Annotated in this window: 18 protein-coding genes; 6 read left to right on the top strand and 12 right to left on the bottom strand. The window is 62.2% G+C overall.

The window, feature by feature from the left end:
• Window positions 1-12: 12 nt before the first annotated feature.
• A complete protein-coding gene (locus SH809_05990; GenBank protein MDZ4699237.1) occupies window positions 13-1,302 on the bottom strand; it encodes an FtsX-like permease family protein in 1,290 nt (429 codons plus the stop codon).
• A gap of 105 nt (window positions 1,303-1,407) precedes the next feature.
• On the opposite strand from SH809_05990, the gene SH809_05985 reads away from it, so the two are divergent.
• Window positions 1,408-2,094 (top strand): hypothetical protein, encoded by a 687-nt coding sequence (locus SH809_05985; protein MDZ4699236.1) that lies wholly within the window; start codon window positions 1,408-1,410, stop codon window positions 2,092-2,094.
• Between the two features lie 52 nt (window positions 2,095-2,146).
• On the opposite strand, the gene ychF is transcribed toward SH809_05985, so the two are convergent.
• From ychF to nusB, 3 genes are all read right to left on the bottom strand, one after another.
• Window positions 2,147-3,241: a redox-regulated ATPase YchF gene (ychF, locus tag SH809_05980; GenBank protein MDZ4699235.1), complete on the bottom strand. Its 1,095-nt coding sequence runs from the start codon at window positions 3,239-3,241 to the stop codon at window positions 2,147-2,149.
• 92 nt (window positions 3,242-3,333) lie between these two features.
• Window positions 3,334-3,996, bottom strand: a complete 663-nt coding sequence (locus tag SH809_05975) for a metallophosphoesterase family protein (protein ID MDZ4699234.1) — start codon at window positions 3,994-3,996, stop codon at window positions 3,334-3,336.
• Between the two features lie 55 nt (window positions 3,997-4,051).
• Entirely contained in the window at window positions 4,052-4,531 is a 480-nt protein-coding gene (gene nusB, locus SH809_05970) for a transcription antitermination factor NusB (protein MDZ4699233.1), read from the bottom strand.
• A 254-nt stretch (window positions 4,532-4,785) separates the two neighbouring features.
• Between nusB and SH809_05965 the strand changes: the two genes are divergently transcribed.
• Window positions 4,786-7,212: a DNA internalization-related competence protein ComEC/Rec2 gene (locus SH809_05965; protein ID MDZ4699232.1), complete on the top strand. Its 2,427-nt coding sequence runs from the start codon at window positions 4,786-4,788 to the stop codon at window positions 7,210-7,212.
• A gap of 25 nt (window positions 7,213-7,237) precedes the next feature.
• On the opposite strand, the gene SH809_05960 is transcribed toward SH809_05965, so the two are convergent.
• Window positions 7,238-8,080 carry a universal stress protein gene (locus SH809_05960; protein ID MDZ4699231.1) on the bottom strand — a complete coding sequence of 281 codons (843 nt, stop codon included), beginning with the start codon at window positions 8,078-8,080 and terminating at the stop codon, window positions 7,238-7,240.
• Window positions 8,081-8,668: 588 nt separating this feature from the next.
• Between SH809_05960 and SH809_05955 the strand changes: the two genes are divergently transcribed.
• Window positions 8,669-10,870 carry an amino acid permease gene (locus SH809_05955; protein MDZ4699230.1) on the top strand — a complete coding sequence of 734 codons (2,202 nt, stop codon included), beginning with the start codon at window positions 8,669-8,671 and terminating at the stop codon, window positions 10,868-10,870.
• Between the two features lie 83 nt (window positions 10,871-10,953).
• Here the strand turns inward: SH809_05955 and SH809_05950 are convergent, their stop codons facing one another.
• Window positions 10,954-12,276, bottom strand: coding sequence for a glucose-6-phosphate isomerase (locus SH809_05950; protein ID MDZ4699229.1), 1,323 nt, complete (start codon window positions 12,274-12,276; stop codon window positions 10,954-10,956).
• Window positions 12,277-12,361: 85 nt separating this feature from the next.
• On the opposite strand from SH809_05950, the gene SH809_05945 reads away from it, so the two are divergent.
• Window positions 12,362-13,573 (top strand): molybdopterin molybdotransferase MoeA, encoded by a 1,212-nt coding sequence (locus SH809_05945; GenBank protein ID MDZ4699228.1) that lies wholly within the window; start codon window positions 12,362-12,364, stop codon window positions 13,571-13,573.
• 8 nt (window positions 13,574-13,581) lie between these two features.
• Here the strand turns inward: SH809_05945 and SH809_05940 are convergent, their stop codons facing one another.
• Complete coding sequence (locus SH809_05940) at window positions 13,582-13,968, bottom strand: Dabb family protein (protein MDZ4699227.1); 387 nt, start codon at window positions 13,966-13,968, stop codon at window positions 13,582-13,584.
• A 233-nt stretch (window positions 13,969-14,201) separates the two neighbouring features.
• Here SH809_05940 and SH809_05935 point away from each other — a divergent pair, with 233 nt between their 5' ends.
• On the top strand, window positions 14,202-14,858 hold the full coding sequence (locus SH809_05935) for an NUDIX hydrolase (GenBank protein MDZ4699226.1): 657 nt from the start codon (window positions 14,202-14,204) through the stop codon (window positions 14,856-14,858).
• Between the two features lie 23 nt (window positions 14,859-14,881).
• On the opposite strand, the gene SH809_05930 is transcribed toward SH809_05935, so the two are convergent.
• Window positions 14,882-15,187, bottom strand: a complete 306-nt coding sequence (locus tag SH809_05930; GenBank protein ID MDZ4699225.1) for a hypothetical protein — start codon at window positions 15,185-15,187, stop codon at window positions 14,882-14,884.
• 211 nt (window positions 15,188-15,398) lie between these two features.
• Here SH809_05930 and SH809_05925 point away from each other — a divergent pair, with 211 nt between their 5' ends.
• Window positions 15,399-17,204 carry an ABC transporter transmembrane domain-containing protein gene (locus SH809_05925; protein ID MDZ4699224.1) on the top strand — a complete coding sequence of 602 codons (1,806 nt, stop codon included), beginning with the start codon at window positions 15,399-15,401 and terminating at the stop codon, window positions 17,202-17,204.
• Between the two features lies 1 nt (window position 17,205).
• Here the strand turns inward: SH809_05925 and SH809_05920 are convergent, their stop codons facing one another.
• The 4 genes from SH809_05920 to SH809_05905 all read right to left on the bottom strand — a co-directional run.
• On the bottom strand, window positions 17,206-17,784 hold the full coding sequence (locus SH809_05920; protein MDZ4699223.1) for a sigma-70 family RNA polymerase sigma factor: 579 nt from the start codon (window positions 17,782-17,784) through the stop codon (window positions 17,206-17,208).
• Between the two features lie 20 nt (window positions 17,785-17,804).
• Complete coding sequence (locus SH809_05915; GenBank protein ID MDZ4699222.1) at window positions 17,805-19,175, bottom strand: alkaline phosphatase family protein; 1,371 nt, start codon at window positions 19,173-19,175, stop codon at window positions 17,805-17,807.
• Window positions 19,176-19,185: 10 nt separating this feature from the next.
• Entirely contained in the window at window positions 19,186-20,409 is a 1,224-nt protein-coding gene (eboE, locus tag SH809_05910; protein MDZ4699221.1) for a metabolite traffic protein EboE, read from the bottom strand.
• Window positions 20,410-20,463: 54 nt separating this feature from the next.
• Window positions 20,464-21,422, bottom strand: a 959-nt coding sequence (locus SH809_05905; GenBank protein ID MDZ4699220.1) for a 3-dehydroquinate synthase, incomplete at its 5' end; no start/stop codon positions are given.

The following is a 21,422-nucleotide window of genomic DNA, read 5'->3' as shown; positions in this document are numbered from 1 at the left end:
GAACGTTCGTTATTAATCTCCGATTCGGACGGCGTCCGCCGGCTCGATCGCGGCGGCGCGGAGCGAGGGATAGATGGCGGCAGCGATACAGAGCCCGAGCGCGACCACCACGATGAGTCCGACATCGAAGCCGCGGATGGCGATCGGGTACGCGTCCAGGATGAAGGACTCCGCCTCGGCCATCGGCACCAGGTGCAGATGGTGTTGCGCAAGCGACAGGCCGAGGCCAAAAAAGAGGCCGACCCCGGTGCCGATCGCGCCGATCAGGGCGCCTTCCGTCAGGAAGATCGTCAGCACATTGCGCCTGGACACCCCCATTGCTTTCAGGACCCCAATGTCGTGGCGTTTCTCGATCACCACCATCGTCAGCGACCCGACGATATTAAACGCGGCGACGACTACGATGAGGAAGAGAACGAGCGAGGCACCCCATTTCTCGAGTTCCATCACCTCGTAGAGGGACTTCTTGAGATCGTACCACGTAAAGATCTCCACGCGCGCGGTATCCAGGCGAGCGGTCAGGAGCTCCTTGACCTCGGCGGCGCGGTTGAGGTCGTCCAGGCGGAGTTCGATGCCCGAGACGCGGTCGTTCATCCGGTACAGGCGTTGTGCTTCGGCGAGGTCGATAAACACGTGCGTCTCGTCGTATACCGGCTCCATTTCATATAAGCCGCGGACCTCGTACGGGCTGGAGGGCATGGCGCCAAGCAGCTGGGTCATCATGCGCTCGATACCCGGCGCCGTCAGCAGATAGACGCTGCTGCCCCGTTCCTCTCCGGTAGACGGGAGACCCTCGGCCGTCGCGGGCGGAAACAGCCCCAGGCTCTGCCCCAGATTCCGGCCAACGACCACGCCGGCCCGGCCGGCGCGCCGATCCAGATCGAATGCGCCCATAGTCGTCTTCTCCACCACATCGCTCACCTTGCCCGCCGACGCCGTTTCTACGCCGCGCACGATCACCACCCGGTTCATGTCGCTCATCCCCTCCATGACCAGGAGCGCCTTGCCCTGCACATAGGGCGCAGCGGAAATCACATGAGGGAGGGCCGCCGCGATAGCGAGCAACGAATCCGATGGCACCGGCTCGCGGTTGTCCACAGCGACGATGCGGACATGGGGATCAAGCCCGACCAGCAGCCCGCGCACCACCTCCGAGAAGCCATTCATCACGGACAAAACGACGATGAGCGACGCCACGCCCAGCGCGACACCGAACACCGAAATACCCGTGATGATCGAGATCAGCGTGACGCGTCGGGGACTGAACAGGTAGCGGCGCGCGATGAGCAGGCGGTAATCCACGTAGGCAAACTGGGATGGTGCGGGAGGGGCGCCTCGGCCGGCATGGCTACAGAACAAAGCTTTCCGGCTCAAGTTCTCACCAGACTGTTCAGCGACGCCTCCGCCATGAATCGTCTCTTCCTCATCCTCCTCATTCTACCCGCGGCAACAGGCGCCTACGCACAGGAGGCCGGCGAGGCAGACTCCCTGGCCACCGCATATGGCACGGGCGCCGGCCTGGAGGTGGTCATCACCAACAGCGGGTTTGGGCTGGGGGCGTACGTCAACGGGGCCATTGGCACACGCACATCCCTCGCGGTGGACCTCAACATCGGCTCCGAAAAAAGTGAGCGTGAGGTCAAGTTCATCGGCATCGGCCAGAACTTCATTCCGGACAAAGCGAACTATTTCCTGCGTATCCCCGTGCGTCTGGGTATCCAGCGCCGGCTGTGGAAAGAGCATATCGAGGACAATTTCAGGCCCTACACCCAGTTCACGTTTGGCCCCACACTCGGCTGGGTCTACCCGTATTTCGACGACGACAACGACAATGGGTCCTACGACTCCGGCGAGCGGCGCTACGAAGGGTTTGGGTCGCTGCTGAAAGGAGAATTACGTTTCGGCATTGGCGGGATGGTTGGGTTGGGGGCTCATTTCGGCGAGAGCACCCGTGTCGCCCAGGGTATGCGGGTGGGCTATAGCTTCAATTACTTTTTCGACCCGATCCAACTCCTGGAGATCGATGAAGCCACCACGCCGGCCCGATTCTTCGGCACCCCATCGATCAGCATTACGTTTGGACGGTTGTTCTAGCTGATGTTAATGGTCGATAGTTAATGATCGATGCCTAACCATCGACCATCGATCAGACATTAAACCGAAACAGCATCACATCGCCGTCTAGCACCACGTATTCCTTGCCTTCGGAGCGCATGAGGCCGGCATCTCGGGCGGCGGCTTCCGTGCCGAGGGTGATATAATCCGAGTATTTGATGGTCTCGGCTCGGATGAAGCCGCGTTCGAAATCGCTATGGATCACGCCGGCGGCCTGTGGGGCTTTGGTGCCAATCGGAATGGTCCAGGCGCGGGCCTCCTTCGGGCCGGCGGTGAAGTAGGTGATGAGGCCGAGGAGTGAGTAGGCCGTGTGTACCAGTCGGTCCAGGCCGGCTTCATCGAGCCCCATATCATTCAGGAACGCCGCGCGTTCGGAGGGCTCGATCTCGCCCAGTTGGGCTTCGAGTTCGGCGCAGACGACGATGACGGCGGCGTTTTCCGCTGCCGCGATCTGGCGCAGTGTCTCGACATACGCATTGCCGTCCGGCAGATCCGATTCCCTGACGTTGGCGGCGAACAGTACGGGCTTCTGAGTGAGGAGGAACAGCGACTTCATCCACTCCAACTCCTCTTTTTTTACCTCCATCGCGCGGGCCAGCAGCGGCGTCTCGAGGTGGGCCATCACCCGTTCGTAAAATGCCAGCTCCGTCTGCACCTTTTTGTCGCCCGTCTTGAGCAGTTTGCGCGTCCGGTCGATGCGTTTCTCTGCCGTCTCCATGTCCTTCAGCAGGAGCTCCGTGTGGATGATCTCCACGTCGCGCGCGGGGTCCACCGATCCTTCGACGTGGGTGACATTTTCGTCGTCGAAGCAGCGAACGACGTGTATGATCGCGTCTACTTCGCGGATATGCGCCAGGAACTGGTTGCCCAGGCCTTCTCCCTTTGAGGCGCCGGCGACCAGGCCGGCGATGTCCACAAACTCGATGGTTGCCGGCACCAGCTTGGCCGATCTGGCCGTCTCCGCCAGACGGGTGAGGCGGGGATCGGGCACGGCGACCACCCCGACATTGGGTTCGATGGTGCAGAACGGGTAGTTGGCGGACTCGGCGCCAGCATTGCTCAGCGCATTAAAAAGCGTGGATTTACCGACATTCGGAAGACCGACGATGCCGCAACGGAGAGACATGAACGTTCAGATTGCGTGAGTGATGGCGGATGGGGCGCAGAAAGCAAGCGCAAGGAATAACAGCGTCGCGCGAATGTTCCGTTACGCCGGCGTCAGCCTATGTAGTTTACCATCACGAACTCCCGCTCCGGCAAGCGGACACCACAGAGGCGCCCCATGCCCGGATACATGTAATACACGCAACCGGTATCGATGCTGATCAACTGGCGGTGGTTGATCGGCTCAGGGTGGGGTGTGTGCCCGCAGACGACCGTTTTCTCCCATACCAGGAAGCGCGCCGAGAAGTGCGAGCGATCCCACAGGAAGGTCTTCTCAGACGGGTGGCGGAGGTTTTCGGCGACGCTTATATGGGGTTGGAGGCCGGCGTGTACAAAAAAGAACTCCCCAGTGTCCAGATAAAGCTTTGTATCGCGGATGAACTGCAGATGGGATTCGGGAAGAGACTCGCGACCGGATCCATCCGCGTAGCTTTTCATGGTTTGCCGGCCGCCGTTGAGGTACCACACCTCGTCGTCGTGCCGGTTGCCGTCAAAGTGATTGAGGAGAAATACTTCGTGATTGCCTCGCAAAAACGTACAGGGAACGGTTTCGGCGAGCGTGATCAACCGATCGATCACTCCCTTCGAATCGGGCCCGCGATCGATATAATCCCCGATAAACACGAGGTGATCGTCTTCTCGGGGGGAGAGTTGTTCCAGAAGGGCATCGAGCGTTTTTACACACCCATGTATATCCCCGATCGCAATGAGGCCCATTTATCCGATCACAAGATGGCTTAAAGATGGCGCCAGAAAACACGCCGGCGCCTTTTTACGTGACGATTCGGCTTTGAATCGTATCCATGCCGACCAGCCCACGCCCTGATTTTTTCAGCTTTCCCTCTTTCTGCAGATCGAGAAGCACGGCATCCAGGATGCCATTGATGAACTTACCGCTTCGCGACGTACTGTACTTCTTGGCCACCTCGATCGCTTCGTTGATGGATACCTTGGGCGGGATGTCCTCGAAGGATAAGAACTCGCAGATCGCCATGACCAGGAGGAGGCGGTCGATCAATGCAATACGCGAGACCTCCCAGTTCTGCGTATGATTGGCGATGATTTCGTCGGCCACATCAAAGAAATCGAGCGAACGGAGAAAAAGGGCCGTAGCAAACTTCAGATTAGCTTCGCTCTCCTCCAAATCGGGCTTCAGCACTGTGTTGATGCAGTGTTGAGGGTCCCCGCCGGCCAGCTTGTAGGCATACAGCGCCTGCATGACCCGCTCTCTCACAATGCGTCGGCTGCTCATACCGCGTCACATCATCGTTGAAAATTGTGATGGATGCTTACCTGCACCGTGCATGATGCACGACTCAACCGGGAGGTGGAGGCCGCAAACTAAACCGGTGGTTACAATTCATCAATACACGAATGGTTCTCATCAGTGGGGGGGATTTCACCCCATGTTCTAAAAAAATCCAGCTTCCGGTATGCGCCATCGGGCCGGTCGAGGGTATGCCGGCCCCCAAAAAAGCGTCTTGAAGGGAAAAGGAGATCCCCACCATGACGCCTCGCCTCCATCGATATCCCGCCCTCTACCTCGCCCTGGGGCTGGCTACGGGCGTTGTGGTGGGTCGTCTCGTGCCGGCGAGCGTGATGCCCCTGTGCCTTGGCGCCGGTGTGGCATGCGCCGGGACGGCCCTGGCCGTGTTCACGTTCTTCCGCAAGACCTTCATTTCCCCGGCGCCATTACTCGCCACCGCGCTGGTCGTGATCGCGGCCGTCTGGCTTGGAGCGGCTGGTTATATGGCGCGATATGGCTATGCGTCGTCGGATGAGGTAGCCCGCCGGATAGGCCTTCTCTCCCCCGAGACGCTGCTTCACGGCCACGTGGTGAGTGCACCGCGGCGGGATTCGGTGCGGACGGGGTTTACCTTGGAGTTGGAGGCGGTCGGGCCGGAAAAAGACCCGGTTCGAGGCCGCGTCCGCCTTACGCTACGAGAGGCTATGCCGGAGTTGGGGGCCGGCCAGCGCATCGAAGTGAAAGCCCGGCTGGCCGTCCCTTCCGAACGCCGCAACCCGGCTGACTTTTCGTATCGGGAGTACCTGCTGCGCCAGGGTGTGCGGAGTGTCGGGACGGTGCCCTCCCGGTCCGATATCCACATCGTCGATCAGCCTCGCCCGGTCGCCCGGTTTCTGGGTCGGCTCAGGCGCTTCATGCTCACCGCTCTCGGGCTCCATGTGGTGCATCCGGAAGCTCGCGCCATTCTGGAGGCGCTGCTGACGGGCAGCCGGGACAACATGGACGAGGAGCGTCGCGGACAGCTCGCGCGGACGGGTCTGGCTCACTTGCTGGCTGTATCCGGATTACACGTGTTGCTGGTGGGCATGCTCTTGTACCGTCATCTGGGGCCATTTGCCATTCGGGCCGGTCTGGGATGGCGGGGTATGGAGTGGTTGCGCAGTGTGCTGACCTTGCTGGTACTCACGTGCTACGCCCTGCTGGTGGGGGCGGCCCCTTCGGTTGTGCGGGCCGTCACGATGGCCGGCGCCTTTCTGGGCGGCCACGTCCTCCAGCGGCCGAGTTACCCGATCAACGCACTGAGTGTGGCGGGGGCGGTATTGCTGATCGTAAATCCCGGGGTCCTGTTTGATGCCGGCTTCCAGCTTTCGTTTGCCGCCGTCGCCGCGATTGTGCTGTTTGTGCCGGCGTGGCAGGAGGCACTGCCCGAGGCCTGGCGCGCCGGGAAGGTGCGGACCTGGTTGGTGGATATGGTGTTGGTGTCCGCCGCCGCGACACTCGGGACGGCCCCGGTGATGATGCATCAGTTCGGGCAGGTCGCCCTGGCTGGCATCCTCCTTAACATCCCATCGATTCCCGCCGCATCGCTCGCTCTGGCGTGTGGTATTCTGACCCTGCTCGCTAGCCCGATGAGTTTGGGTGTGGCTTCCGCCTTTGGCGCCGTGGCAGAGACCGCCTCCCTGTTTGTGTTATCCGTTGCCGCCTGGGGGGATCGCTGGATGCCGCTGCTCAATGTATCACTGGCGCTCATCCATCCGCTGCCGGCTGCGGCGCTGGTTGCCGGTGTGGTGGCGCTGTATACAGCGATGGCCGCCCGCTGGCGCTGGCGGGCAGCCATCGCGGCCCTCGCGTTGTTCGCCAGCCATCAATTCGGCTCCGTCCTGCGCGCCCCTGAACTGTCCGTTGTATACCTCGACGTCGGCCAGGGCGACGCCGCGCTGGTACGGATGCCCGGAGGACGGACGCTACTCGTCGACGCCGGCCCCGCCGACCCGTATATCGATCAGGGCGAGCGGACGTTGTTGCCCCATTTCCGTCGGTATGGCCTCCGTCGGATCGATGACGTGGTCATCACCCATCCGCACAACGACCACATGGGGGGGCTCCCAACGTTGCTACGGGGGGTGCGGATCGGCCGGCTGCTCGTCAGCGGCGCCGCGTATACCAGCGACCTCATGGAGGAGGTGGACCGCCTGGCCGATAGCCTGGGCGTTTCGGTACAGGTGTTGAGTGCCGGCGACACCCTGGCGCTGGATCCCACAGTCCACGTGTTCGTGGCGGGCCCGGCGCCGGCGTTGCGCGCGCATGAGAATGTAAACGAGTCCTCGGTCGTGCTGCGCCTCCAGTATGGCGAATCGCGATTCCTGTTCACCGGCGACGCAGAGGAAGAGGGGGAGCGGGCCCTCGTTGCCCGATACCCTCATCTGCTAGCCTCCGATGTGGTCAAAGTGGGCCATCATGGTTCCTCCACCAGCAGCGCGGCGTGGTTTGTCCCCTACGTGGCCACGGAAGCCGGGGTGGCCATTGTAAGCGTGGCGAAGCGCAACCGGTACGGATTACCGGACGAAGAGGTGATCGCGCGCTGGCCGGCCCACGGGATGCTCCTGTTCCAGACCTCGGAGGAAGGGGCCATCTGGCTCGTGAGCGATGGGAAACACATCGTCCGCCGGGACTGGCGCGCCGATTGACCTGACAATCATTCCCCGCCCTCCCTCAACTCTCCAGGAACAGCGGAATCGGGCTGTCTTCGAGGAGCGATTCCGTGGTGGATCCGAACGCCAGCTTCTGGAGCATGTGTTGCGAATGGGCGCCGGCGACCACGAGATCGGCCTTAAAAGCGACCGCATAATCCAGGATCTCTTTTTTAGGCTCGTCGCCAACGATACTCAGCCCCTTTGCGCGGAAGCCGTGAGCTCCCAGATAGCCGGTCGCCAGGGTGAGGAGGAGTTCGGATTCCGTATGTTCTCGCTCTCGGGAGACGTGCACCACCTGGATCTCCAGGTCCTTGCCGAACGGGTTAAACTGGGCAAATCGCTGCATGGCGCGGGCGGAGGCCACGCTGCGATCGTAGGCGATCACAACCCGCGTGATGGGCAGGTGGACGTTGCCGACGATGAACACCGGCGCGGAGGTCCCTTTCACGATCCTGACCAGCGTTTCCGTACGTACGTTCGGGTGGCCATAGAAAAAATGAGGGTCTCGACCGATGATGAGTAGGTCGTGGTATTTCATATCCTCCAGAATCCGATCGAAGGGTACGCCTTCCTGGACTTCCTCCCGATGGCGTACGCCGGCGTCTGAAAGGGCGGCGTTGAACTGTCCGATCAGTTCCAGCGCACGAGCCCGGGTTTCTTTTGTGAGCCGTTCCCGCAGCCGCTCCGCGTAGTACATGCTGCCGATTCCGCCACCGGCGGTACTCGAACCGATAGCTTCCAGGTCGATACAGGCAATTCCTGTAACTTCGGCATCGTGGAGTTGAGCGATTTCGATCGCGTATCGACTGGCGATCGGGGTATCGGCGTCCGGGTCCAGGGCAACGAGGATGCGTTTGATCATGGTTCGGCGAGGCGAGGTGGTAGAAAGTGCCAGAAGGCGGGAAAGTCTTGCTTATCCACACATCCGGAGATCCCTATTAGTAGATAAGTTAATATATAAGGGTAATAGGGATAGTAGTAGGGAATGTGGAAAAGTGGACAAACAGGTTGTGCACGTTCCCGTTCTGGGGATGTTGGAAAGTACGACCTCTATCCCCCGAATCTCCACAGGTATTGACCGTTGTGGTGTATCGGTTTTCCCCCTACGCCGGGCCGATGTGTGAAAGCTTTCCACGTATCCACAGCTTTCCACATGAGGGCAGGCGTTTGGGGGGCGTTGGTTGTACACATGCGAGGTGGTTGTGGATTGGTCGGGACATGTTGTTGGCCGGCGGCACTTTTTTCCACCGGTTCACACATCGTCCGTCGCCGTCTTCGCGGCGAGGCGGTTTGGCACCACTTATCCACAGGGTTGTACACCAATCCACACGTTGTTTTGGAACGTTCCTGGCGAAATTCTCTTGAGCCGGGGCGGTGAGGAAACACCGCGCTCCTCCGGGCATGTTGTAGGCGCCGTCGTGCGCCTTTATTCCTTTTCACGCGAGCTTGCATGCAACCCAGCGTCCCCTTTCTACCTTCCGCGGAGTCCGACGAGGGCAAGAAGTTTGGCACCTTCCAGGGCGTGTTTCTGCCTACCCTGCTTTCGATCCTGGGCGCCGTGATGTATCTGCGTGTCGGCTGGGTGGTGGGAAATGCCGGGCTGTTGGGCGGGTTGCTCATCGTCCTGATGGCCAATACTATCACGTTCTGCACGGGGCTGTCCATATCGACGGTGGCGACCAACATCCGAGTGGGAGCCGGCGGGTCGTTCTCGATCATCTCGCAGGCTCTGGGGCTTGAAGTTGGCGGAAGCGTCAACATCCCCCTGTACATCGCGCAATCGATCTCGGTGGCTTTTTATATTTTTGCCTTTACCGAGGGGTGGTTAACGATTTTCCCGGCTCACCCACCCGTGATCGTGCTTTTTGCGGCCTATGCGGCGTGTTTCATGGTGGCGTATATCAGCATGGGATTCGTGGCGAGGCTTCGCTACACGATCGTGTTTGTGATCGCCCTCTCGCTTGTTGCCGCCTTTATGGGGACGTTTGCTCCGTTCCGGGAAACCCCGCTCGAGCGGCCCGAACTGTGGGGCAGCTTCTCCCAAGGGTCGTTCTGGGTGGTGTTCGCCGTTTTTTTTCCGGCCGTTACCGGCATTCTCACGGGGGTTAATCTCTCGGGAACGCTTAAGAATCCGCGCATCAGCATACCCGCCGGCACGATGGGCGCGATCATCCTTTCGCTGATCATCTACCTTTCCCTGGCCTACTGGGTATCCATCGTGGCCACGCCGGAGGAGTTGGTGGGCAATCTGGCCGTAATGGTGGAGAAGGCGGCGTTTGGATGGGCGATCCAGGCCGGTATTCTGGCGGCCACCTTTTCGGCGGCGCTCAACTCACTTGTCGGAGCGCCGCGGGTATTACAGGCCATGGCGGCGCACGACGTGGTGCCGTTCGGGAAGAAGCTGGCGAACGTGCCGCGTACGGGGGAACCCCGTCCGGCACTTTATCTGACCGGCTTGATCGGTGTGGCTACGATCCTGTTTGGCCTATCGGGAGATGGCTTAAACCGAATTGCCCCGCTGATGACGATGTTCAACCTGATCACCTATGCCGTCTTAAACGCGGTCGTGTTGATCGAACAGTCGCTTCGTCTGACCAGTTTTCGGCCTTTGTTCGTCATCCCACGGCTGGTTCCGTTGGTCGGGCTGGCCGGCTCGGTGTCGGCGATGTACCTCATCAACCCGATCTTCAGCCTGGTGGCGACGGTCGTGATCTTTTTTGTATACCAGTTTATCTCGAAGCGGCGTCTGACCACTCCCTGGAGCGATGTACGGAGCGGCATGTTCGTGACGGTGGCGGAATGGGCGGCGAAGCAGACGTTGAGTCTCCCTTCGGGTCAGGACCGCGCCTGGAAGCCGAGCCTGCTCGTGCCCGTCCAGTCCGCCGCGGCCATCCGGTATAGCTACCGGTTTCTGGGGGCGATCACCAAGCCGAATGGTTCAGTCCACATCGTGGGCATTTATTCGGACGAGACGAAGGAGCACCTCGCCGGCCTCCACAGTTATCGGCAGGCGTTCGCAAACGACGGCATTTTCACCCGCATCGCGCTGCTCCAGTCCAGGGGTTTCCGCTACACGTTGCAGACGGCGATGGAGATGTCGACCAGCTCTTTTTTCCGGCCCAATACCCTGTTTCTACCGATCGTGCCGGAGATGACGCGAGGCAAGCTTCAGTTCATCGCCGAGCAGGCGGCGCTGAACCAACTCGGATTGATCCTGTATGTCGATCGCCCGGACACGGCGCTGGGTCAGGAGCAGACGATCAACGTGTGGATGCGCGAGCAGAGCCCGGAGTGGCAGATCGGCCTGCGGTTGCCCAACCTCGACCTGTCGCTCCTGCTGGCCTATCAGCTGGCGCGGAACTGGAACGGGCGGATCAACCTGATCACCGTCGTTGCCGACGCTTCGGAGAAAGCCAACGCCGAACACTATTTGCGTTCGCTGATGGATCTGGGGCGGATGCCGGCGTCCACCGTACCCATCGTAGGCGTAGGGGTCTTCGACGCCTTTCTCAAGCAGGTCCCCCAGGCCGATATCACCATCTTCGGCGTGCAGGAACACGTCGACCTGGCGTTTATCTCCCGGATGCCCGAGCGCACCGAGTCGTCCTGCATTTTTGTCCGGGACTCGGGGTATGAGAGTGCGCTGGTGTGAGGGGTGTGGGAGTATGGGGTGTGTGAGTTGGGGGTATGCTACTTCAAGAGCGTCTACCCACACCCCCATCCTCCCATACCCGATCACGGCTTCCCGAGCAGACTGAACATCTCCTTTTTATAGGCTTCGACGCCGGGCTGATCGAACGGGTTGACGCCCAGGAGGTAGCCGCTGACGGCGACGGCGTGTTCGAAGAAGTAGTAGGCGGCGCCGATCGTGTTCGGCGAGATGTCTTTCAGCCAGAGCGTCATGTTCGGGACGCCGCCATCCGTATGGGCTTTGGCGGTGCCTTCGTAGGCCTTTCGGTTGATTTCCGAGTAGGTCTTGCCGGCGAGGTAGTTGAGTTTGTCGAGATTCCCCTCGAGCGCCGGCACCACCACATCCCCCTCGTCGTCTTCGGCCATGAGGAAGGTTTCGATGAGTTTGCGCTGGCCTTCCTGGACGTATTGCCCGACCGAGTGGAGGTCCGTAGAATACTGGAGGGACACCGGGAAGAGGCCTTTATGCTCCTTGCCCTCGCTTTCGCCGAATAGCTGCTGCCACCAGCCGCCGATGCCGCTAAGGCGCGGCTCGAAGGTCGCGAGCACCTCGGTGGCGTAGCCGCGCTGGGCGAGCAGGTACCGGTAGCCGGCGTACTGCAGGGCAATGTTGTCCTCCGTGGCCTCCGAGTAGGTCTTACAGGCCGAAACGGCCCCATAGAACAGCGAGCGGATATCCACGCCGGCCACGGCGATAGGCAACAGCCCGACGGGCGTGAGGACCGAGAAGCGCCCCCCTACATCCGGCGGGATGACGTATTTCTTGTAACCGCGTTCTTTCTGGAGCTGATTCAGCACCCCGCTGTCGGGGTCGGTAGTGACGATGATGCGCTCGTTGACGTCCGTATACCGCTCTTCCATCCAGGCCCGCAGGAAGCGGAAGGCGAGCGCCGGTTCGAGCGTGGTACCGCTTTTGGAGATGACGTTCAGGTAGACCGATTTGCCTTCCAGGTGCGCGAGGAGCTGGCGGATATACGCGCCGCTCATGTGGTGGCCGGCGAAGAGGAGTTCGGGGCTCTCCTCGCGATCATCCGCCAGGGCGCCGCCGGTTGTGGAGGCCATGGCCGGCCTGGCGTTGAAGTAGGGCGTGAGGGCCTGGATCGTGGCCATCGAGCCGAGGTACGAGCCCCCGATGCCGATAGTGACGAGGACGTCGGCTTTCCGGCGAATCTCGTCGGCCTTGGTCGCGATATCCTCCAGGAGCGCGTCGTTAGGCTGCAAGAGCAGGTCTCTCCAGCCGAGGAATTCGCTACCTGCGCCGCGCTTCTCGAGCAGGGTGCGGTGTGCGGCCACGATGCGCGGGCGCAGGGCGGCCAGGGCATCTTTTTCTAGAAATGCTGCGGCTGAAGCGGTCTGGAGACGAATCATGGACGTTCCTCAGGGGATACAGGGGTGTAAGTAGTACATTGGGGATGAACTTACGTCGATAATCGCCAGAATCAGCCGGCACTTTATGCAAACGCTTATCTCCGTCGAAAATGCCCGATTAATTGTACTCGATGCCGTGCGCGTGCAGCCCGTGGAAACGATTGATTTTGACGCGAGCCCGGGGCGGACGCTGGCGGAGGACATCGTGAGCCAGGACGACATCCCGCCCTTTGCGAACTCGGCGATGGACGGGTTTGCGCTGCTCGCGGAAGACGTGGCCGGCGGCGTGGCGAGTCTGGAGGTGATCGACGACATTCCCGCCGGCGCGGTTCCATCGCGCGAGGTAACCCGCGGGACGTGTGCCCGGATCATGACTGGCGCCCCGGTCCCCGCCGGCGCCAACGCCATCGCGCCCGTGGAATGGACGGAGGCGTTGCCGGATGGGCGCGTACGGATCAAGCGGGCCCCCGCGCCGGGTATGCATGTGCGGCCGGCCGGTCAGGACGCGCGCCGAGGTCAACGGATGATGGCCTCCGGCGAGGTCGTCACCCCGCCCGGCATCGGGATGCTGGCGACCCTCGGATACGCCCGAGTGGCCGTGCGCAAGGCGCCGGTCGTGGCCGTCATCGCGACAGGCGACGAGCTACTCCATCCATCCGAGCCGCTGACGCCGGGCAGGATTCGGAACTCAAGCGGCTACGCGCTTTGCGCGCAGGTCGCGGCCGCCGGCGGGGAGCCACTTCCGCCGCTGCTGGCGCGGGACACCGCAGACAGTATCCGCTTGGTGATTCAACAGGCGCTCGTGGCGGATGTGCTTGTGTTTTCGGGCGGAGTCTCCGTCGGCGACTACGACCTCGTCAAGCAACAACTCGACGAGGCCGGCATGGAGTTGCTGTTCTGGAAGGTGAAGCAGCGCCCGGGCAATCCCCTGGCATTCGGGTTGCTGCAGGGGAAGCCCGTGTTCGGCCTACCGGGCAACCCCGTGTCCTCGGCGATGTGTTTCGAGCAGTACGTACGTCCGGCGCTGGCTCGGATGCTGGGGCGAACGACCCTCACCCGGCCGCGCCACCCGGCGATACTGGCCGCGGATACGGCCAAGGTGCCGGGCCTGCACTTCTTCAGCCGGGGCGTCGCTCGATACGAAGCCGATGGCCGTCTCACGGTGCGTGATACAGGCTCCCAGGCATCGAATCTGTACTCGTCGGTGTTGGCCGCCAACTGCATCATTCATCTGCCCGAGTCGTGGGCCGAGGCGAAGGCCGGGACGCAGGTGGAGATCGAATGGCTGACGTGGTAGGCAGGTAGTTATTCGCCGACCTCGTAGTCGACCACAAACGCCCCTTCGAAGATACCCGATCCGCGAAGCAGAGCGCCGAACAGGTCATGCTCCGGATGGGGCAGATAGGCGTCGCGAGCGGCAGCATCGGTGAAGGTGAGCACGTAGACGTGCGTGAAGCCCTGGTTCAGGCCTTCGGGGCTGTTGTTGATCCCGTGTTCAAACGCGGTGATGCCGGGGATCTTCCCTTTCAGCGCGCGGAACGCGGTCGTGATTTCGGCGATCTGGGCTTCGGTGGCATCGGCTTTGTACTTGAAGACGACCACGTGGCGAACGGGGCCTTTCTGATTGGGCTGCATGAAGGCGGCGACGGAGAAGGTGAATGCGGCAAGGAGGAGGACGACAAGCAGTTTCATAGTGGGATGGGATGATGAATGGTCGTGAAGTGGAGCCAATATCGGCAACACAGGGCTTGGAAAAAAGGGGCGCGCCTCTGTTTTGCGTCGTGCGCCGAGAGGCCTCAGCGTGGACTTCCCGCAAAACCTTGTACGGAGGGCTTTCGAGAAGCAGGTTCATGCCCTAGATTGAAAGGAATTCGATCTAAGAACGCTTCGCCAGAGGCCCGCCGGGTCTGCCCCGAACATCGCTCATGCTTTACTTTTTTTGCGCTCGTAAGGACGACCTGTCGCATATTGCCCGTGAGGGGATTGTGGGGCCCGTGAACCTGCTTACCAGTCTTGAGGACGCCGTTGCGGCCTGCGTGGAGCGTATTCTCGTGGTTAACGCGTATGCCCTGGCGGCGCCGGGTGAGGGATTTCCCAACCAGGGCGAGGTCGAATCCAATTTTATTCCCCCCTCGGCGATAGTCAACATCGAACCCTATTACCCACCTCGGGCGATTGTAGCTGCCGGCGGGATTGTCACGCGCCAGGAGGGATCGGGCGAGCCCGAGGTGCTGATGATTTACCGTAACGGGCTGTGGGATCTGCCCAAAGGGAAGCTCGAGGCGGGCGAGTCGATCCCCCAGTGCGCGATGCGCGAAGTGCGAGAAGAAGTAGGGATCAAGGACCTTGTTGTGATTCAGGGACTGGGTGCGACGGTTCATGGGTACGTGCGTAACGAACGATATAGCGTCAAAACGACGTACTGGTACCAGATGACCACGCGGCAGGAGACCTTTACGGCACAGGCCGAAGAAGGCATCGAGCAGGTGGCCTGGAAACCGTGGGGAGAAGCGGTCGACCGGGTAGGGTTCGAGTCCGCTCGCCGGCATCTCGTATGGAGCCGGCCGCTCCTGCGCTTCTGAGGGAGGCCCGGGAAGGTCGGAGGTCAGTTGTAAACGAGGTCGATAACATCGTCCTCGTCCTCAAACTCGTCGTCCGCCAGGTCGTCCTCGTCGAAGAAGTCGTCGTCCAGGTCGTCTTCGTCGAAGAAGTCATCCTCTTCGGCGGCGTCCTCTTCCTTCAGGTCTTCTTCGTCGAAGAAGTTGTCCTTGAGGTCTTCTTCCTCAAAATAATCGTCTTCTTCGAATTCGATGTCCTTGAGGTCCTCTTCGTCGAAGTAGTCGTCATCGGCGAGGAGCCGAGGTTCGGAGGGCCTTGAGGGGGGCAGGGGGGTGTCAAAATGGGCGTGCATAGGGATCCTACAGAGAAACTGGCGTGTGGTGTGGAAGTTGTCCCCGGGAGAGTAAAGGTACGCACGGATCCAATTTTGATCCAAACACGGTCGGGGAGCGTCCTGTCCTATCGAGAGGTTGGAACGTTGCCCGTTGGCGGCGGGTTAGGTTGATTTTTTATGCCGGCGTCTGCGCCGCTGGCCCCATGAGTCTGCTTGCTGATCGTCCATCATGAAAACCGGGTATGCGCCCCCTCCCGAGCCCAAACGCCCACCCAAGAAATTATTGGAAGCGTTGGGCCGGATTTTTCGGCTGAGCCGCCCTTACCGCGGCCGGCTACTGGCGGCGCTGGCGCTCACGCTCGTGTCTGCGGGCGTATGGCTGCTGTTCCCGCTCGGGATGCGAGCCATGGTGGACGCTGTTTTCGAGCAGGCGGACCGCAGCCTGCTCAACCGGATGACGCTGGGGTTGATGGCGTTTTTTCTGGTCCAATCGGCGATCGGATTCGCCGGCTCGTATCTCCTGGAGTGGACCGGCGAGCGCCTGGTGACCGACCTCCGCAAGCAGCTGTACGCGCATCTCCTGAACCTCGATCTGCGGTTCTTTTCAAATCAGCGCACGGGGGATCTGACGTCGCGCCTTACCAATGACGTAGGCACGGTCCGCACCGCCGTGACGTCGTCGTTCGTCGATGCCGTGCGGCAGACGATGATGCTCATCGGGTCCGCGGTGCTGATGGTGGTGTTGGACTGGCAGATGAGTCTTTTCATCTTCATGACTGTTCCGCCCGTGATGTTGCTCGCGCGGTTCTTCGGGGCCAAAATCCGCGTCCTTGCGCGCGACGTGCAGGATCGGCTGGCGGATTCGACCGCCGTCGCCGAGGAGTCGCTCTCGGCCGTGCGCGTCGTCAAGGCGTTCGCCAGGGAGCCGTACGAGGTCAACCGCTTCAACGGGTCGGTGGACGTGCTCTTCAAGACGGCGATCCGGAAGGTGGTGATCACAAACGCGTTCTGGTCGGCCGTAGGCCTGCTGTTCATGCTGGCACTTATCGGCCTGTTCTGGTACGGCGGCGTGTCGGTGCTCAACGGCCGGCTTACCTCGGGCGGTCTGGTGGCGTTTGTCTTCTACGCCTTCAATATCGCGCGGACCGTCGGCGGGATGTCGCAATTGTATACGACGTTCAACAACGCAGCCGGTGCATCGGAGCGATTGTTTGAGCTGTTGGATACGGCTCCCGAGACGACCGATTCGCCGGACGCCCGGCCGTTGCCGGCGGTGCGGGGCGAGGTACGGTTTGCCCATGTACGGTTTGGCTACCGCGAAGACTTCCCCGTGCTGGAGGCAATCGATCGGGTGATCCATCCCGGCGAGAAGGTAGCGTTGGTGGGGCCGAGCGGTGCCGGCAAAACGACGCTAATGAATCTCATCCCCCGATTCTACGACCCCGATGCGGGGCAGGTGATGGTGGACGGGCACGACCTCCGCGACGTCACGCTGGCTTCGCTGCGCGAGCAGATCGCCGTCGTTTCGCAGGATGTGCATTTGTTTAATGCCTCCGTGCGGGAGAACATACGCTACGGCCGGCTCGACGCCGATGACGCGGCCATCGAAGCGGCGGCCGAAGCGGCGAACGCGCGCGCCTTTATTGTCGGGCTGCCTGAGGGGTACGACACGGTGGTGGGCGAGCGGGGTACCAAACTGAGCGGCGGGCAGAAACAGCGCATCGCCATCGCCCGGGCCATCCTGCGCGATGCGCGGATCCTGCTGCTGGATGAGGCCACTTCCTCGCTCGACTCCACCTCCGAGGCGCTCGTCCAGGAAGCGCTGGATCATCTGATGAAAGGCCGGACGACGTTCATCATCGCGCACCGGCTGTCGACCGTTCAGGATGCGGACCGGATCCTGGTGCTGGATCAGGGGCGGATCGTGCAGGAGGGCACGCACGAGGCGCTGTTCGTGCAAGAAGGGGTGTATCGGGAGCTGGCGTCGCGCCAGTTTCGGGACACGCTGGCGCCGGTGGCGCCGGCAGCTGTTTAGCCTAGTTTTCCGCGCGCAGGACTTCCTTCAGCCACTCCCGGGCCATATACCACTCGTTGCGCACCTTTTTGAGCGAGATGCCCAACATCTCCGCGATTTCCTCCTGGGTGTAGCCTCCGAAGTAGCGCATCTCCACGATCTGGCTCTGAAGCGGCTCTTCCTGCGCGAGGCGTTCGAGGGCTTCGTCGAGCGCCAGGATTTCATCGACCCGATCCTGGGTGAGCTGGTAGAGCTCGTCCTCGAAGGGCTCGTGCGCGGCGCCTTTGTTTCGTTTGACTGCGTTGCGCCGGCGGGCGTAGTCGACCAGGTAGTGGCGCATCTTCGTCGCCACGATGGCGAAGAAGTGGGCGCGATTTTTTGCATCGACATGTTCGTCGTCGAGCATCCGTAGGCAGGCCTGATTGACGAGGCCAGTGGGCGTGAGGGTATGGTCCTGCCGTTCGCGCGCGATGTAGCCGCGGGCCATGCGCCGGAGTTCCTGGTAGACCTGGTGGAAGAGCGCGTCGGCCGCGCCGGCCTTGCCCGCCTGCCAGTCGGCGATGAGTCGGGTGACGTTGGCGGAATCGCGAGGCGTGGACATGAGTGTACCTTGTGTGTATCTCACCGAAGATGCGCGAGGATGACATCGTGCACGGCGGTGGCGGCGATGGAGGTCTCGGGGACGAGATGGGCGTGTCGGGTGAGGAGGAAAGGGCGTTCGGCCGGCCCGTCCGGGAGGTGGCCGTGGGAGCCACGGACGACGGAGGCGTCGAGCGGGATCACGTCCATCAAGTAGCGGAAGCCGAGTTTTTTCTGGAGGAGCCGCCGGCCGGCGCGGAGTTTGGGAAGGCGCAGGGCCGGGTCGAAAAACAGCTCGGCGGGGTCGTAGCCAGGTTTACGGTGGATATCCACCGTCCGCCCGAAGTCGGGCGCGCGGTCGTTGTCCAGCCAGTAGTAGTAGGTGAACCACGCGTCGGGATCGGCGATGGCGACGAGTTCGCCGGAGCGCTCGTGGAGGAGCCCGTGTTCACGCTTCCCGTCGGCATCGAGCACCCGGGCGACACCCGGAGTAGCTTCGAGGAGGGCGCGGACATCGTCCAGCAGGGCGGGATTGTTGACGTAGACGTGGGCCAGCTGGTGGTCGGCAACGGCGAAGACCTGGCTGGCGCCGGCGTCGAGCAGTTCTCGTCCCAGTTCGACACGGACGTTGAGCCACTCCTGTTTCCGGAACAGGCGGTTGAGGTGAACCGGGTGTTCGACATCGTGGATGCCGTACTCCGACAGGGCGATCACCCGGATGCCGCGTTTTTCGTAGAACGTGATCAGTTCTTCGCAGAGTGCGTCGATCTCGCGGAGGTCGGTGGCGATGGCCGGGTCCGAGGGGCCGAGGCGCTGGAGGTTGTAATCCAGGTGCGGCAGATACACCAGCGAGAGGGTCGGGGCATGGCGTTCCTCCACCTCCATGGCGGCGCGGGCAATCCACTGGCTGGATCGGATCGTGGTGGCCGGCCCCCAGAACTCGAATAGGGGGAAGACGCCCAGTTTTTCCTGGAGGCTATCGCGCAGGCCGGCGGGTTGCGTGTAGATGTCCGGCAGCTTGAGCCCGTTCGCCGGGTACATGGGCCGCGGCGTCACGCTGAAGTCGGCCGACGAGTACATGTTGTACCACCAGAACAGGTTCGCGCAGGTGAAGTCGGGGTTCGAGGCGCGGGCTGTTTCCCAGATCTTGGGCGCCTGGACGAGTTTATTGGACTGGCGCCAGAACTTGACCTCGCATTCGTCGCGGAAGTACCAGCCATTCGCCACGATGCCATGCCGGGTAGGCCGTACGCCGGTGAGGTAGGTGGCCTGGGCGGAGCAGGTGACGGCGGGCAGGACCGGATCGATGGAGGCCTGCGCGGCCTCGCTGGCCCATGTCGACAAAAACGGTGTATGCTCGCCCAGGAGCGAGGGGGTGAGGCCGACGATGTTGAGGACGACAGTACGGTGCATGGGGGATGGATCAGGGGCGGTTCCAGCGGCCGAGCGTCCACTGGAGTTCGCGTTCGATGGAGGCGCCCAGGTCTACTTTGAGTTCAGCCGGCAACACCTCCCAGGTGTAGGTTTCCACCTCCAGGTGATTACAGAGCTGCTGCTCGTACATCATGCGCAAGGTGGGCTCGATATTATCCCGTGTCGAGGCGAGCGGGCCAAAGCGGTCGGCGAATAGCGGGACGTGGAAGTGGATCCGCCATTCCCGGGCTTCCGGTGAGTGGATGTGCGGCAGCGCGTAGATCAGGTCGTCGAAATGGCGCAGCGATCCGTCGGCGCGGCGTTCGATGACCTGGTGGAGATAGGTTGATTCAGCGTAGGCGGTCAGGTAGTCGGCGATGCGCGTGCGTGCGGTGGCGTCGTCCGGGAGGCCGACCCGGATGGCGGCGCTGACCTGGATCTTACCGATACCGATGCCGTGGTCGACGAACGTCTGGAGCGAGGCGCCGGGTTCTTCGTATTCGACGGCGAAGTGGCAGGTATCGTAGCAGACGCGGATGTGGTGACGGAGGAGCTTTTCGGCTTCGGCGGTGGCCAGGCCGTACGCGCCGGCCAGGAAGGCGGCGCCCTCCGTCCACAGCCAGTCGGTAAAAAAAAGTACGGTTTCGGCCGTATTTTCGATGAGGCAGTCGGGCTCGGGTTCGATATCGAGATGGATCGGCCGGCCGGTACGCGCTTCGATTTCGGCCAGCGCATAGGCGACGCTGGCGTAATGTCGTGTGGACGTGCGGAAGGCGTCCTTGCGGGCGGCGTCGTCGGGCAGCCAGGGCTTGTAGGAGAGCGGGGAGGTCGATATCCCCCCTTCGATCCCCTCTGGCAGCAGGCCGGCAAGGATGTGGGCAAGGCGGACCGTGTAGCCGACGCGGTCCGGCGTGCGCCAGTCGGGCATGTAGACCGTGTCTTTTACCACCTGGCGGTGGAAGCCGCCGAACGGGAAGCCATTTAGGGTGAAGACATACAGGTTTTCCGCCTGGAGCCAGTCGTAAAATGCCATCAGGACGGAGGGCTCGATGAGCGAGCGCGAGGCGTCGTCGGAGAGGCGGAGGCCGAGGCCGAAGGGGGCGTTGGGCGCGAGCCGGCCTGCGAGGGCCGGCACGTAGCGGCGCAGCGTTTCATCGACCTGTGCCCAGGATTCACCGGGGTGGATGTTGCTGCAGTACGACAGGTGGAAGTAGGACTCGGGGCCGGCGCGCATGGGTAGGGATCTAGTTCACGGCAGTTCACGGCAGTTCTCGGCAGTTCTCGGCGATCAGACCGGCATCGTGCGTACGCTAAAGCGCTCTTCCAGGACGCCGATGGCGTCGCGGTATGTAGCGAGATCCACCTCGTGCACTTCGCACGTCGATCCGATGCCTTCGAGCAGCAAGATCGTCAATTGTCCGCCGAGATGCTCTCGGAATTCGGCAAGTCCTTTGAAGAGCGAGCGCGGATGAGCGGCATCGTCCAGGTGGTCCGACAGGGCCGGGTGATAGAGGGCGAAGCCGAGGTCGGTGAACAACGTCAGGATGCGTTCGAGCGGGGCCTTGGCGAGGAGGCCGATGCGGTTGGCGTAGAGGCAATCCAGCGCGATGCCAATGGCCACGGCCTCGCCGTGGCGGAGGCCGAAACGGGAGAGGGATTCGAGGCGGTGGGCGGCCCAGTGGCCGAAGTCGAGCGGGCGGGAGCTGCCTTTTTCGAACGGGTCGCCGCTGGTGGCGATGTGGGTGGCGTGGAGCCGGGCGCAGTGGTAGACGAGCTGTGCCATGGCGTCCGGGTTGCGGGCGGGCGGGGCGAGCCGGCCGGCCTCCTGCTCCAGGAAGGCAAAAAACGCGGGATCTTTGATGAGCGCCACCTTCACCGCCTCCGCCATGCCGGCGCGCCAGTCGCGATCGTCGAGGTCATCCAGAAAATCCAGGTCGTTGAGGACAGCCCAGGGCGGGTTGAATGTGCCCAGGAAGTTCTTCGACGCGAAGGCGTTGATGCCGTTTTTAACGCCGACGCCGGAGTCGTTCTGGGCGAGTACGGTGGTCGGGACGCGGATGTGGCGGATCCCGCGGTGAGCGGTGGAGGCGGCGTAGCCGGCCATGTCGAGCACGGCGCCTCCGCCCACGATGACCACGAACGAGTGCCGGCAGATGCCGCGTTCGGCGATGGCGCGCTGGATGCGTTCGGAGTGGGCGGGGTCGTTTTTAGACGGCTCCCCGCCGGGCACCACGATGGGCTCGCCGG

The organism is Rhodothermales bacterium (assembly GCA_034439735.1).
Taxonomy (GTDB): domain Bacteria; phylum Bacteroidota; class Rhodothermia; order Rhodothermales; family JAHQVL01; genus JAWKNW01.
The sequence above is the reverse complement of the archived record's forward strand: the minus strand, read 5'-3'. Positions and strand labels throughout refer to the sequence as shown.

Coding starts and splice junctions, on each gene's coding strand:
- SH809_05985 (MDZ4699236.1), top strand. CDS start 1,408: ATGAATCGTCTCTTCCTCATCCTCCTCATTCTACCCGCGGCAACAGGC.
- ychF (MDZ4699235.1), bottom strand. CDS start 3,241: ATGTCTCTCCGTTGCGGCATCGTCGGTCTTCCGAATGTCGGTAAATCC.
- SH809_05975 (MDZ4699234.1), bottom strand. CDS start 3,996: ATGGGCCTCATTGCGATCGGGGATATACATGGGTGTGTAAAAACGCTC.
- nusB (MDZ4699233.1), bottom strand. CDS start 4,531: ATGAGCAGCCGACGCATTGTGAGAGAGCGGGTCATGCAGGCGCTGTAT.
- SH809_05965 (MDZ4699232.1), top strand. CDS start 4,786: ATGACGCCTCGCCTCCATCGATATCCCGCCCTCTACCTCGCCCTGGGG.
- SH809_05960 (MDZ4699231.1), bottom strand. CDS start 8,080: ATGATCAAACGCATCCTCGTTGCCCTGGACCCGGACGCCGATACCCCG.
- SH809_05955 (MDZ4699230.1), top strand. CDS start 8,669: ATGCAACCCAGCGTCCCCTTTCTACCTTCCGCGGAGTCCGACGAGGGC.
- SH809_05950 (MDZ4699229.1), bottom strand. CDS start 12,276: ATGATTCGTCTCCAGACCGCTTCAGCCGCAGCATTTCTAGAAAAAGAT.
- SH809_05945 (MDZ4699228.1), top strand. CDS start 12,362: ATGCAAACGCTTATCTCCGTCGAAAATGCCCGATTAATTGTACTCGAT.
- SH809_05940 (MDZ4699227.1), bottom strand. CDS start 13,968: ATGAAACTGCTTGTCGTCCTCCTCCTTGCCGCATTCACCTTCTCCGTC.
- SH809_05935 (MDZ4699226.1), top strand. CDS start 14,202: ATGCTTTACTTTTTTTGCGCTCGTAAGGACGACCTGTCGCATATTGCC.
- SH809_05930 (MDZ4699225.1), bottom strand. CDS start 15,187: ATGCACGCCCATTTTGACACCCCCCTGCCCCCCTCAAGGCCCTCCGAA.
- SH809_05925 (MDZ4699224.1), top strand. CDS start 15,399: ATGAAAACCGGGTATGCGCCCCCTCCCGAGCCCAAACGCCCACCCAAG.
- SH809_05920 (MDZ4699223.1), bottom strand. CDS start 17,784: ATGTCCACGCCTCGCGATTCCGCCAACGTCACCCGACTCATCGCCGAC.
- SH809_05915 (MDZ4699222.1), bottom strand. CDS start 19,175: ATGCACCGTACTGTCGTCCTCAACATCGTCGGCCTCACCCCCTCGCTC.
- eboE (MDZ4699221.1), bottom strand. CDS start 20,409: ATGCGCGCCGGCCCCGAGTCCTACTTCCACCTGTCGTACTGCAGCAAC.